Source organism: Achromobacter xylosoxidans A8 (genome assembly GCF_000165835.1).
Taxonomy (GTDB): domain Bacteria; phylum Pseudomonadota; class Gammaproteobacteria; order Burkholderiales; family Burkholderiaceae_B; genus Achromobacter; species Achromobacter xylosoxidans_B.
The window spans coordinates 4,238,591-4,251,174 of sequence record NC_014640.1; the positions used below are offsets into that span (position 1 = coordinate 4,238,591).

Here is a 12,584-nt window from a genome sequence, read left to right on the forward strand (position 1 = left end):
CGGCGCCGCTTAGTTCCCGGCGCCTGCGGGGACTACAATCGCGCCCATGCTGATCGTCATTCCGGGCGCCCTGCCCGCCCTACCCTTTGCCGCCGAACTGGCCAAGCTGTTGCCTGAACGCGCGCCCACGCTGCATGGCTGGCTGCTCGCCGGCAGCGCCCGGCCCCAGGCCCATGACCGGCGCGCGCAGGGCTGCACGCCCTACGAAGCCTGGCTGCTGGACCGCGCGGGCTACGTCCCCGAGCCCGGCCTGCCGCCCGGCGCCGGACTCGGCCCGCTGCTGGCCGGGGCGCAAGCCGAAGGCAGCGGCCCCATCTGGCTGGCCGAACTGGTCCATCTGGCGCTAGGCACGGACCAGGCCACCTTGCTGGATCCCGGCCTGATGGACCTGCGCGCCGAGGAAACGGCCGCCCTGCTGGACACCGCCCGCCCCCTGTTCGAGGACACGGGCTTCGCGGTTGAAGAACTCTCGCCCGAACGCTGGCGCCTGCGCCTGCCGGAGGGCCTGCGTCCGCAGACCGCCAGCCCGCTGGCCGTGGCTGGACAGCGCCTGAACGACTGGTGGCGCCAGGACGCGGAAGCGCGCCCCTGGCGCCGGCTGCTCAATGAAATACAGATGGCCTGGCATGAACACCCGGTCAACGACGCCCGCGCGGCGCGCGGCTTGCCGCCAGTCAACGCGCTATGGTTGTATGGCGGCGGCACGCCCTGGACGCAGTCCCGGCCGACCCCGGCGCAGGTGTACGCCGATCTGGACGCCCCGCAGCGGGCCGGCGATTGGGCCGCCTGGCTGGACGCCCTGGCAGCGCTGGACGCGCAGCATCTGCGCCCGCTGGCCGGCAAGCATGGCCTGCCGGCCGCGCCCGCCGAACTGCTGCTGCTGGGCGACGACCGCAAGGTCGCCCTTACCCTGAAACCGCGCGGGGGCCTGCTCGGCTTGCTGCCCGCGCCCAAGAAAAACTGGAGCGCCTGGTGGTCTCACCCCGCTTAACCGTCCGCACGCCCGACCTGCAGGCCTGCCACATCCTGGAAGCCTCAGGCATCCACCCTCTGCTGGCCCGCCTGTGGGCCGCCCGCGGCGTCACCCATCCTGATCAAACCCAGCTCGCCTGGAAGTCGCTGCTGCCGCCTAACGGCCTGACGCATTCGGACCACGCTGCCGGCGTGCTGGCCGACGCCATCCAGGCCGGCAAGAAGCTGCTGATCGTGGCCGACTATGACTGCGACGGCGCCACCGCCTGCGCGGTCGGCCTGCGCGCCCTGTCCGCCATGGGCGCCGACGTGGACTTCCTGGTGCCCAACCGCTTCGAAACCGGTTACGGCCTGTCGCCCGCTGTGGTCGACCTGGCAGTCCGGCATCGCGCCGGCAAGCCCGACATCATCATCACGGTCGACAACGGCATTGCCAGCGTCGACGGCGTGGCCGCGGCCAACGACGCCGGCATCGGCGTGGTCATCACCGACCACCACTTGCCCGGCGACACGCTGCCGGCGGCCCTGGCCATCGTGAACCCGAATCAGCCCGGCTGCGGCTTTCCGTCCAAGAACCTGGCGGGCGTGGGCGTCATTTTCTACATGATGCTGGCCCTGCGCGCCGAACTGCGCCGCCGCGGCGTCTACGCGGCCGATGGCGGCCCGCGCCTGGACGCGCTGTCCGACCTGGTGGCGCTGGGCACGGTAGCCGACGTGGTCAAACTGGATGCCAACAACCGCCTGCTGGTCACCCAGGGCCTGCAACGCATGCGCGCCGGCCGCCTGCAGCCCGGCTTGCGCGCACTGTTCGCCGTAGCCGGGCGCGAGCCGCGCGCGGCCAACGGCTTCGACCTGGGCTTCGCGCTCGGCCCCCGCATCAATGCGGCCGGCCGTCTGGCCGACATGAGCCTGGGCATCGCCTGTCTGACCACCGACGACGAGGCGCAGGCGCTGGAAATGGCGCGCGAGCTCGACAACATCAACCGCGAACGCCGCACGATCGAAGCCGAAATGCGCGAGCAGGCGCTGGCCGCCATGGAAGCGCCGAACGCGGCCGCAGGCGCCACGGTCTGTGTGTTCGACCCGGGCTGGCACCAGGGCGTGGTGGGCCTGGTGGCCTCGCGCCTGAAGGAAAAATTCTGGCGCCCGACGCTGGCCTTTGCGCCCGCGGGGGACGACGAAATCCGCGGTTCGGGCCGCTCGATCCCCGACGTGCACCTGCGCGACGCGCTGGACCTGGTGTCCAAGCGCCATCCCAACCTGATCCGCAAGTTCGGCGGCCACGCCATGGCGGCCGGCCTGACCCTGGGGCGCGAGGACTTCGCCGCCTTCGCCCCCGCTTTCGACGCCGCCGTGCGCGAGCTGACGGGCCGCGATACCTTCGAGCCAGTGATCGAGACCGACGGCTCGCTGGAATCGGGCTACGCCAACGCCGACGTCGCCGGCATGCTCCAGCAGCAAGTCTGGGGCGCCGGCTTCGCCGCCCCGCTGTTCCTGGACGAGTTCGTGGTGCGCAACCAGCGCCTGGTCGGGGAAAAGCACCTCAAACTGTCGCTGGAGCGCGGCCATCAGCGCTTCGACGCCATCTGGTTCGGCCACGACCAGTCGCTGCCCGAACATATCCAGGCGGCTTACCGGCTGGAGCAGAACGTGTGGAACGGGATGGTGTCGGTTCAGCTGGTCATCGAGCACGCGGGCTGAGGCCCGCCATGGGCGCAAGCCCCGATAAGGCGGGAAACGTCGCACGCGGAGCGGACCCGGGTACCTGTCCCGGGCCGCTCGCACGGCGTCCGGCCTACTTGTTCACCAGCTTCGCAGGCTGCGCCAGGGCCACCAGCGCGCCCACCACCAGGCAGCCCGACAACATGTAGAGGCCTGTATTGGTTGTGCCCGTCATGTCCTTGAGCCAGCCCACCAGATACGGGCTGACGAAGCCAGCCAAGTTGCCCACCGAATTGATGAGCGCGATGCCGGCCGCCGCGGCGGTGCCGCCCAGCAAGGCCGTGGGCAGGCTCCAGAACAACGGCAGTACCGTGCAGATGCCGATATTGGCCACCGTCAGCGCCAAGATCGCCAGTACAGTGTTGCCGCTCCAGATCGCCGAGAACAGCAGGCCCAGCGCGCCGAACAGCGCGGGCAAGGCCACATGCCAGCGGCGCTCCCGCAGGCGGTCGGAGTTGCGCGAGATCAGGATCATGCCGATCACGGCGAACAGGTTCGGAATCGCCGTCAACAGGCCAATGGCCAGCGGACTCTGCACGCCCGTACTCTTGATCAGGGTCGGCATCCAGAAGCCCACGCCGTACAGCCCCATCACGAACGAAAAGTAGATCAACGCCATCGCCCACACCCGCGGCTTGACCAGCGCGGCGCGGATCGGCGGATCTTCCTTCTGCTGTTCCTCGGCCGCAATATTGCGGATCAGCACGGCCTTTTCATTGGCAGTCAGCCACTTGGCCTTGTTGATGCGGTCGTCTAGATAGATCAGCACCAGAACGCCGATCAGCACGGACGGAATCCCCTCCAGCAGGAACAGCCACTGCCAGCCCGACAGCCCGTGGTCGCCGTGGAAGGTGCTCATTATCCAGCCGGAGATCGGGCCGCCGATCAGCCCGGACATGGGCACCGCGGTCATGAAAAAGGTCGTGATGCGGCCGCGCCGGGCCGCCGGATACCAGTAGGTCAGGTACAGGATGATGCCCGGAAAGAATCCGGCTTCCGCCGCGCCCAGCAGGAAGCGCAGGATGTAGAACATGTGCACGCTGCTCACGAACATCATGCAGGCGGAAATGATCCCCCAGGTAATCATGATGCGGGCGATCCAGATCCGCGCGCCCACCTTGTGCAGGATGATGTTGCTGGGAATCTCGAAGATGAAGTAGCCGATGAAGAAAATGCCCGCGCCCAGCCCGTACACGGTTTCGCTGAACTGAAGCTCTTGCAGCATCTGTAATTTGGCGAAACCCACGTTGACGCGGTCCAGGTAGGCCACGACGTAGCACACCACCAATAGCGGCACCAGCCGCCAGCCTACCTTGCGGTAGATCCGGTCTTCCTCTGTCGCCGGGATCGCCGGCGAAACCCCGGGGGCCATCGCGTTGTCCATCTATGTCTCCATTCCTCTGTCGGGATAGGCCGGCAGCTCGCCGGCGCCGTCGCGGTCCATCCCGTCCCGATCAGGAACGGCCGGGCCGTTGCCCCCAGCCTAGAACCCCCGTCTTGACAAAAAACTGAACAATTCGGATTTTCTGGCAGAAACCTCCGCGATAAGATCCGTCCCCCTTCTTGTCCACTGTGGCCGCGCACTTGGCCCAAGCACGGTAAAATGTTCGGTTTCGCACAAAAGTCATCAGGACAGGATCATCATGGAAGCCGAACGTCAGAACCAGCTCGCAGCCCGCCTCGCCGATTACGCGGAGCGCGAACAGGCTCTACGGAGGTATCTTTGACTACGATGCCAAAGCTGAACGCCTGCAAGTCGTAAACGCCGAACTCGAAGACCCGGCGGTCTGGAACGACCCCAAGCACGCCCAGGACCTGGGCCGTGAAAAGAAAGCCCTGGAAGACGTGGTGGAAACGCTCACCGCCCTGGGCTCGGGCCTGGCCGACTCGAACGAATTGTTCGAACTGGCCGCCTCCGACGACGACGACGCGACCCTCGAATCCATCGAGCAGGATGCCGACGCCTTCCAGGAAAAGCTGGAAGCGCTGGAGTTCCGCCGCATGTTCTCCAATCCGGCCGATCCGCTGAACTGCTTCCTGGACATCCAGGCCGGCGCCGGCGGCACGGAAGCGCAGGACTGGGCCTCGATGCTATTGCGCCAGTACCTGAAGTACGCCGAGCGCAAGGGCTTCAAGGCCGAAGTGCTGGAAGAATCCGACGGCGATGTCGCGGGCCTGAAGTCCGCCACCATCAAGATCGAAGGCGAATACGCCTTCGGCTACCTGCGCACCGAAACCGGCGTGCACCGCCTGGTGCGCAAGAGCCCGTTCGACTCCTCGGGCGGCCGCCACACCTCGTTCGCCAGCGTCTTCGTCTACCCCGAGGTCGACGAATCCTTCGAAGTCGAAGTGAACCCCGCCGACCTGCGCGTGGACACCTACCGCGCTTCCGGCGCGGGCGGCCAGCACATCAACAAGACCGATTCGGCCGTGCGCCTGACCCACATCCCCACCGGTATCGTGGTGCAGTGCCAGAACGACCGTTCGCAGCACCGCAACCGCGCCGAAGCCATGCAGATGCTGAAGTCCAAGCTCTACGAACTGGAAATGCGCAACCGCATGGCCGAGCAACAGAAGCTGGAAGACTCCAAGACCGACGTGGGCTGGGGCCACCAGATCCGCTCCTACGTGCTGGACCAGAGCCGCATCAAGGACCTGCGCACCAACGTCGAAATTTCCAACACCCAGAAGGTGCTGGACGGCGACCTGGACCCCTTCATCCAGGCCAGCCTGAAGCAAGGCATCTAAGTTTCGCGATACTTCCCCTCAACGCATCCAGAGGTTCACGAATGTCCGACACCATCGTAATTCTCACCGGCGCATCGCGCGGCATCGGCGCCGCCATGGCGCGCGGCCTGGCCAAACCGGGCACCCGGCTGATCACCCTGGCGCGCCGGGAAGATCCCGAACTGGCTGCCTATGCCCGCTCGCAGGACGCGCAGCTGGAACAGCTGTCCGTGGACCTCTCGGACCTGAATGCGGCCGAGACCGCCGCGCAGCGCATCTGCGCGTCGCTGCCGCGTGACGCCCGCCGCTATCTGCTGATCAACAACGCCGGCACCGTGCACCCCGTCGCCGGCACCGACGCGCTGGTCGACGGCGCGGCCATCGCCGCCGCCTTCAACCTGAACGTTAGCGCCGTGATGCTGCTCACGGCGCGCTTCCTGGCCGCGGTCGAGGACCTCAAGGCCGACCGCCGCGTGCTCAACATCTCCTCCGGCGCGGGCCGCAACCCGAACGCCGGCTGGGGCGTCTACTGCGCCACCAAGGCCGCGCTCGACATGTACTCGCGCGTGGTCAAGGCGGAGCAAGGCGCCGACGGCGCGCGCATCGTCGCGCTGGCCCCCGGCATCGTCGACACCGACATGCAGGTCGCCATCCGTTCCAGCGATCCGGAAAGTTTCCCGGCGCTGGCCAAGTTCCAGGAGTTCCACGCGACCGGCAAGCTGTCCTCGCCCGCCAACGTGGCCTCCCGCATCCTCGCCTACCTGGACCGCGAAGATTTCGGCACCACCGAGATCGACGACATCCGCAATTACGACTGATTCCCCGACCATGACCGACCACTCGACCACTCCGGCGCCCGCCCAGGACGAAAACCGCTTGATCGCCGAACGGCGCGCCAAGCTGGCCAAACTGCGCGAAACCGGGGTCGCGTACCCCAACGACTTCGTTCCCGACGCCCGCGCCGCCGCCCTGCATGACAAGTACGACGGCCAGGAGCAGGAAGCGCTTGCCGCCAGCCCCGTCACCGTCAAGGTCGCCGGCCGCATGATGCTCAAGCGCGTCATGGGCAAGGCCAGCTTCGCCACGCTGCAGGACAGCACCGGCCGCATCCAGATCTACCTGGACCGCGGCACCCTGGGCGAAGACAGCTACGCCGCGTTCAAGCAATGGGACATCGGCGACATCATCGCGATCGAAGGGTCGGTCTTCAAGACCAACAAGGGCGAACTCTCGGTGCACGCCGCCAGCGCGCGCCTGCTGTCCAAGTCGCTGCGCCCGCTGCCCGACAAGTTCCACGGCGTGGCCGACCAGGAACTGCGCTACCGCCAGCGCTACGTCGACCTCATCATGACGGACGCCACGCGCCGCACCTTCGAGGCGCGCAGCAAGGCCGTGGGCAGCATCCGCCAGTTCATGCTGAACGCCGGCTTCCTCGAAGTGGAAACCCCCATGCTGCACCCGATTCCGGGCGGCGCGGCAGCCAAGCCCTTCGTCACGCACCACAATGCGCTGGACATGGAAATGTACCTGCGCATCGCGCCCGAGCTCTACCTCAAGCGCCTGATCGTCGGCGGCTTCGAGCGCGTCTTCGAAGTCAACCGCAACTTCCGCAACGAGGGCGTGAGCCCGCGCCACAATCCTGAATTCACCATGATGGAGTTCTATGCGGCCTTTGCGGAATACCGCTGGCTCATGGACTTCACGGAAGAGCTGATCCGCCAGGCCGCCATCTCGGCCACCGGCAGCGCGGTGCTGACCTACGGCGAACGCGAACTCGATCTGTCCAAGCCGTTCGACCGCCTGACCATCTGCGAAGCTATCCTCAAGTACGCCCCCGGCTACACCCAGGCGCAACTGGACGATGCGGCCTTCGTGCGCGCCGAACTCAAAAAGCTGGGAGCCGATGCCGACGGCCCGGTGCTGTCGCGCGCCGGACTGGGCGCGCTGCAGCTGGCCCTGTTCGAAGAGACCGCCGAAGCCAAGCTCTGGAACCCCACCTACATCATCGACTACCCGGTGGAAGTCTCGCCGCTGGCGCGCGCCTCCGATACCCGCGAGGGCATCACCGAGCGCTTCGAACTCTTCATGACCGGCCGCGAAATCGCCAACGGCTTCTCGGAATTGAACGATCCCGAAGACCAGGCCGAGCGCTTCCGCTCGCAGGTCGAGGCCAAGGACGCGGGCGACGAGGAAGCCATGTTCTACGACGCGGACTACATCCGCGCCCTGGAGTACGGCATGCCTCCGACGGGCGGCTGCGGCATCGGCATCGACCGCCTGGTCATGCTGCTGACCGACAGCCCCAGCATCCGCGACGTCATCCTGTTCCCGCACCTGCGCCGTGAAGACTAAACGGCGGCTGGCATCATGATCTTCAAGATCCTGATGCTGCTGCTGGTCGTGGCGGGGCTGATCTACTGGATCAAACAGCCCCGCGGCGGCCAGCCCTACACCTCCTATCCGGCGGCGCGTCCGCGCCGGCCGGTGTTCATTGCTCTGTGCATCGCCGCGGCGCTCTCGGTGGCGGCTTCCCTGACGACCTTCCTGCTGTGGGCAGGCGGCGTGGCGGGCGGCGTCACCGGCGGCGGCTATCACGGCCAGGTGGATTTCCTGCTGCCCGTGGCGGGCACCCTGCTGGCGCTGGCCGTCGTCTGCGCCGTGGGCGCATTCTTCAAGCGCCGGGGCTGAAGTCCTGCCCTGGCGGCCCGCCTATTCCGGCCATTTGCCGGCTCCCGCCGGCAGCGAGGGCAGCGATGCCTGCAACATCGCATCGATGAACTCGGCAGGCCGCAAGCGGCCGTCCGGCTTGTACCACTGCACCGTCAGGTTCATCGCGCCCAGCACGCAGCGCTTGATGACGCGCGCATCGCCCTGCAGCAGTCCCACGCCGACAGCGGCCGCCACCGCGTCCTGCCACATCGTCTCGTAGCGGTCGCTCAGCGATTTCACGGCCGCGCGGCTGGGCGGCGAAAGACTGCGCCATTCGTAGACCAGCGCATTCATGGCGTCGCCACCGGCGCCATGCAGCATGCTCCACATGTGCACGCGGAATAGCGCGGCCAGCCGGTCCGCCGGCGCCTTGTACCGCGCCAGCGCCCGTTCGCCGTCGTCTATCACCTCCTGGATGCCGTTGTTCATCACCGCCACCAGGATCTCTTCCTTGCTGCGGAAATGATGGAACAGGCTGCCGGACTGCAAGCCCACCGCCCGCGCCAGCTCGCGCACGGTGGTGCGTTCATAGCCGTGCTTGCAGAATAGCTGCCCCGCCGTCAGGACCAGCTCGCGCCGGCGTTCGGACTCCGATCCCTCGTCCCGCCCTTGCGCGGCCTCCCGGATTTTCTCCATGGTGCGGTCACAGCCTTTGAATGATGGTCGCCGTGGCCATGCCGTGGCCGATGCACATCAGCTGCATGCCCAGCTCGCCTTCGGTGGCTTCCAGTCCCGTCAGCATCTTGGCCATCAGCCCGGCGCCGGTGGCCCCTAGCGGATGGCCGTGAGCGATCGCGCCGCCCCAAGGATTGACGCGCGACAGCTTGGCGCCCAGTTCGCGCTGCCAGGCCAGCACCACGCTGGCGAAGGCCTCGTTGATCTCGATCCAGTCTATGTCCTCCAGGCTCAGGCCGGCGCGCGCCAGCGCCTGCCGGGCCGCCGGGATCACGCCCGTCAATTGCAGCACCGGGTCCGATCCCACCACCACCCGCGCCAGGAAGCGCGCGCGCGGCCGCAGGCCGTCGGCCAAGGCCGCATCGCGATCCGCCAGCAGCACTGCGGAGGCGCCGTCCGCCAGTTGGCTGGCGTTGGCGGCAGTGACGCCGCCCTGGCCCGGCAGCCGCAAAGCAGGCGCCATGGCCGCCATGCGGGCGGGATCCGTCTTCTCGCGTATGCCTTCGTCGCGCCCGGCATCTGCGCGCGGCCCCGGCAGCAACTCGGCGTGGCGGCCGGCCTGCGCCGCGCTCCAGGCGCGCGCATGGCTCTCCCTGGCCCATTCGTCCATCTCGGCCTGGGACAGCTGCCAGCGCTCCGCAATCCGCTCCGCGCTCTCGATCTGATGAATCAATGGATAGCGTTCCAGCAAGGCGGGGTTCAAGCCTTCAAAGCCGCGGAACTCGCCCTGGCCCAGCGTCACGTCCAGGAACATCGGCACCCGGCTCATGCTTTCGACGCCGCCGGCCACCACGTAGCGCATGTCGCCTGCGGCAATCGCTTGCGCGCCGAAATGCACCGCCTGCTGGCTGGACCCGCACATGCGGTTCAGCGCCACGCCCGGCACGCTCTCGGGCAAGCCCGCCAGCATGGCGGCCAGCCTGCCGATGTTGGCGCCCTGCTCGCCCGCCTGGCTGACGCAGCCCGCGATCAGGTCCTCGACCTGCGCGCCCGGCAGTCCGGCTCGCGCCAGCAGGCCCTGCACGGTCTCGGCCAGCAGCGTGTCCGGCCGCGTATCGGCCCACCATCCGCCGCGCCGCCCGAAGGGCGTGCGCACGGCCTCCACGATCACGGCTTCATTCATGCCGTCGTCTCCTCAACGTAGAGCGCTTCGATTTCATCCGCATAGCTGCGGTAGATGCTGGCGCGCCTGACCTTCATGGTCGCGGTCACTTCGCCGTCATCATGGTCCAGTTCCTTGGTCAGCAGATGGAAGCGCTTGATCTGCGCCACGGGCGCGAGGCCCGCGTTGGCGCGCGCGACCTCCTGCTGCACCAGCTCGCGCACCTGCGCGCATTCGGCCAACGACCGGAAATGCGTGAAGGCGATGCGGCGCGACTCGGCCCACTTGCCCACCGTATCGAACTCCAGCTGGATCAGCGCGGACACGTACTTCCTGCCATCTGCGATCACGATGCATTCCTTGACGTAGGGGCTGCCCTTGACCGCGTTCTCGATCTCGGAAGGCGTCAGGTTCTTACCGCCCGCCGTGATCATGATGTCCTTCAGGCGGTCCACGATACGCACCCGGCCCGCTTCTTCAGCCACCACATCGCCCGTGTACAGCCAGCCGTCGCGCACGGTACTGGCGGTGGCTTCCGGGTTCTTGTAATAGCCCTGGAACACCATCTCGCCGCGCACCAGCAGCTCGCCGGCATCGCCCATGCGCCATTCCACCCCCAGGATGGGTTCGCCCACCGCGCCCACCTTCACGCGGTCCGGATGCTGGCCGAAGATCATGCCCGCCGACTCCGTCAGCCCGTAGACCTCGATCAGCGGCACGCCCAGCGTACGGAAGTAGCGCACCACGTCGGGCGAGATCGGCGCGGCCCCCGTCATGGCCACGCGCACCCGCCGCAGACCGATGAAGTTCTGCAAGGCGCGCAACACCAGCCAGTACCAGAGCCAGCGGGTCCAGCGCTCGCGCAGCGTGTATTGCGCAGGAGACTTCTCCAGGAACGGCGTGCAAGCCGCCAGCGCGCGCCGGTACAGCCATTGCTGCAAGCGCCCCGCTTCCTGCATCTTGATCGAAATGGCGGCGTGCAGCTTTTCCCAGATGCGCGGCACGCCCAGGAATATCGTCGGCGCGACTTCGCGCAGATCTTCCTGCACCGTGCGTATCGATTCGCCGAAGTTCACCTGCGCGCCCAGATAGAGGGGCACGAAGGTGGAGAGCATCTGTTCGGCCACATGGCACAGCGGCAGGTAGGACAGGTGCACGCTATTGCCGTCCATCGCCAGCCGCTCGGCGATGCCCGGCGCCACGCCGCGCATATTGCCGTAGCTCAGCATCGCGCCCTTGGGCTTGCCGGTGGAGCCGGAGGTGTAGATCATGAGACCGGTGTCGTCCAGCCGCTGGCCGTCCAGCGCCTGGTTCAGGGCAGCGAGCTCGGCCGCCTCGCGCCGCGCGCCTTCGGCCTCGATCTCGGCGTAGGTCACGATGCGCTCACGCTCCGCCGGCGCATAGGAGCGCAGGCCCTTGGTCTCCATCATGACGATGCGGCGCAAGAGCGGCAGCCTGTCGGCCACCTGCAGCACCTTGTCGGTCTGCTCCTGGTCCTCGCACACCACCAACTCAACATCCGCGTGCTCCAGCACGTAGCCCATTTCCTCGGCCGGGCTGGTGGAGTACACGCCCACCGCCACCGCGCCGACCGCGCCCGCTCCCATCTGGGTCAGCAGCCATTCCACGCGGTTCTCGGAGACGATGGCGACCCGTCCGCCCGCGCTCAGACCCAGGGCGCGCAGGCCCAGTCCCACGCGGCAGGCCCGGCTCCAGTATTCCGCCCAGGTCATGGGCTTCCAGATGCCGAAGTCCTTCTGCCGGATGGCGATGGCCCCCGGCTGGCGGCGCGCCTGCTCGCGCAGCATCTGCGGCAGCGTCAGGGCCGGCCACGCCTGCGCCGAAGCGCCGGAGATATCCATGTGCTTGTCCGTCATGACAGCCAGCGCTTGCGGCGCTTGTAGTGCTTGATGTCGCGAAAGCCGCGGGCCTCGCCCGTGCCGCCCACGCCCAGGTAGAACTCGCGCACGTCCGGGTCCGCCGCCAACTTTTCGGCGCTGCCGTCTATCACCACCTTGCCGGTTTCCATGATGTAGCCGTAATGGGCCACCGCCAGCGCCACCGAGGCGTTCTGCTCCACCAGCAGCATCGACACTCCTTGCTCGTGGTTGATGCGCGCAATGATGGAAAAGATGTTCTCCACCAGCATCGGCGACAGGCCCAGCGAAGGTTCGTCCAGCAGCATCAGGCTGGGCTGCGCGATCAGCGCGCGGCCGATGGCCAGCATCTGCTGCTCGCCGCCCGACAGATAGCCCGCCAGGCCGCGGCGGCGCTCGAACAGGCGCGGGAAGTAGCCATAGACCAGATCGAAATCGACCTTCGCCCCCGGCCTGCCCGTCAAGGCATAGGTCGCGGCCACCAGGTTCTCTTCGACAGTCAGGTCCTCGAACACCCGGCGCCCTTCCATCACGTGCGCCAGCCCCGCGCGCACCAGGTTCTGCGGCCTGGCGCCCGCGGTGTCGCCGCCATTGAAGACGATCTGCCCGCGCACCAGCGCCCCGTCCTCCAGGTCCAGCAGGCCGGACACGGCCTTCAGCGTGGTGGACTTGCCGGCGCCGTTGCTGCCCAATAGCGCCACGATGCTGCCGGCCGGCACCGACAAGGACAAGCCGCGCAGCACCTGCACCGCCTTGTTGTAGACGACTTCGATATTGTTGATATCGAGCACCGCCGGAGC

At 67.5% G+C, this 12,584-nt stretch carries 11 protein-coding genes; 6 read left to right on the top strand and 5 right to left on the bottom strand.

Annotation, left to right across the window (positions count from 1 at the left end; genetic code table 11):
- Nucleotides 1-46 precede the first annotated feature (46 nt).
- A complete protein-coding gene (locus AXYL_RS19495; RefSeq protein ID WP_013394570.1) occupies nt 47-991 on the top strand; it encodes a hypothetical protein in 945 nt (314 codons plus the stop codon).
- Entirely contained in the window at nt 973-2,673 is a 1,701-nt protein-coding gene (recJ, locus tag AXYL_RS19500) for a single-stranded-DNA-specific exonuclease RecJ (protein WP_013394571.1), read from the top strand. The genes AXYL_RS19495 and recJ overlap by 19 nt, the downstream gene beginning before the upstream one ends.
- A 94-nt stretch (nt 2,674-2,767) precedes the next feature.
- Here recJ and AXYL_RS19505 read toward each other — a convergent pair whose 3' ends face one another.
- Nucleotides 2,768-4,078, bottom strand: a complete 1,311-nt coding sequence (locus tag AXYL_RS19505) for an MFS transporter (protein ID WP_013394572.1) — start codon at nt 4,076-4,078, stop codon at nt 2,768-2,770.
- A 259-nt stretch (nt 4,079-4,337) separates the two neighbouring features.
- On the opposite strand from AXYL_RS19505, the gene prfB reads away from it, so the two are divergent.
- The 4 genes from prfB (at nt 4,338) to AXYL_RS19525 (ending at nt 8,109) form a co-directional block, all read left to right on the top strand.
- A protein-coding gene (gene prfB, locus AXYL_RS19510; protein ID WP_148260614.1) for a peptide chain release factor 2 occupies nt 4,338-5,442 on the top strand; the annotation gives its coding sequence in 2 pieces (ribosomal slippage) (nt 4,338-4,418 and nt 4,420-5,442; 1,104 coding nt in all).
- A gap of 41 nt (nt 5,443-5,483) precedes the next feature.
- Nucleotides 5,484-6,239, top strand: coding sequence for an SDR family oxidoreductase (locus AXYL_RS19515; protein WP_013394574.1), 756 nt, complete (start codon nt 5,484-5,486; stop codon nt 6,237-6,239).
- 10 nt (nt 6,240-6,249) lie between these two features.
- Nucleotides 6,250-7,773: a lysine--tRNA ligase gene (lysS, locus tag AXYL_RS19520; protein WP_013394575.1), complete on the top strand. Its 1,524-nt coding sequence runs from the start codon at nt 6,250-6,252 to the stop codon at nt 7,771-7,773.
- Nucleotides 7,774-7,788: 15 nt separating this feature from the next.
- Nucleotides 7,789-8,109, top strand: coding sequence for a preprotein translocase subunit TatB (locus AXYL_RS19525; protein WP_013394576.1), 321 nt, complete (start codon nt 7,789-7,791; stop codon nt 8,107-8,109).
- A gap of 21 nt (nt 8,110-8,130) precedes the next feature.
- Here the strand turns inward: AXYL_RS19525 and AXYL_RS19530 are convergent, their stop codons facing one another.
- Genes AXYL_RS19530 through AXYL_RS19545 form a run of 4 tightly spaced genes read right to left on the bottom strand, consistent with a single transcriptional unit; the run spans nt 8,131 to nt 12,575 of the window.
- Nucleotides 8,131-8,757 carry a TetR/AcrR family transcriptional regulator gene (locus tag AXYL_RS19530; RefSeq protein WP_193353253.1) on the bottom strand — a complete coding sequence of 209 codons (627 nt, stop codon included), beginning with the start codon at nt 8,755-8,757 and terminating at the stop codon, nt 8,131-8,133.
- A gap of 16 nt (nt 8,758-8,773) precedes the next feature.
- Entirely contained in the window at nt 8,774-9,928 is a 1,155-nt protein-coding gene (locus AXYL_RS19535; RefSeq protein ID WP_013394578.1) for a thiolase family protein, read from the bottom strand.
- Nucleotides 9,925-11,784, bottom strand: a complete 1,860-nt coding sequence (locus AXYL_RS19540) for an AMP-dependent synthetase/ligase (RefSeq protein WP_013394579.1) — start codon at nt 11,782-11,784, stop codon at nt 9,925-9,927. The genes AXYL_RS19535 and AXYL_RS19540 overlap by 4 nt, the downstream gene beginning before the upstream one ends.
- Entirely contained in the window at nt 11,781-12,575 is a 795-nt protein-coding gene (locus AXYL_RS19545) for an ABC transporter ATP-binding protein (protein ID WP_041655753.1), read from the bottom strand. The genes AXYL_RS19540 and AXYL_RS19545 overlap by 4 nt, the downstream gene beginning before the upstream one ends.
- Nucleotides 12,576-12,584: the final 9 nt, after the last annotated feature.

What these genes read in the sequence shown, in the direction of transcription:
- AXYL_RS19535 (WP_013394578.1), bottom strand. Translation starts at nt 9,928, where the DNA reads ATGAATGAAGCCGTGATCGTGGAGGCCGTGCGCACGCCCTTCGGGCGG.
- AXYL_RS19505 (WP_013394572.1), bottom strand. Translation starts at nt 4,078, where the DNA reads ATGGACAACGCGATGGCCCCCGGGGTTTCGCCGGCGATCCCGGCGACA.
- AXYL_RS19515 (WP_013394574.1), top strand. Translation starts at nt 5,484, where the DNA reads ATGTCCGACACCATCGTAATTCTCACCGGCGCATCGCGCGGCATCGGC.
- AXYL_RS19495 (WP_013394570.1), top strand. Translation starts at nt 47, where the DNA reads ATGCTGATCGTCATTCCGGGCGCCCTGCCCGCCCTACCCTTTGCCGCC.
- lysS (WP_013394575.1), top strand. Translation starts at nt 6,250, where the DNA reads ATGACCGACCACTCGACCACTCCGGCGCCCGCCCAGGACGAAAACCGC.
- AXYL_RS19540 (WP_013394579.1), bottom strand. Translation starts at nt 11,784, where the DNA reads ATGACGGACAAGCACATGGATATCTCCGGCGCTTCGGCGCAGGCGTGG.
- AXYL_RS19525 (WP_013394576.1), top strand. Translation starts at nt 7,789, where the DNA reads ATGATCTTCAAGATCCTGATGCTGCTGCTGGTCGTGGCGGGGCTGATC.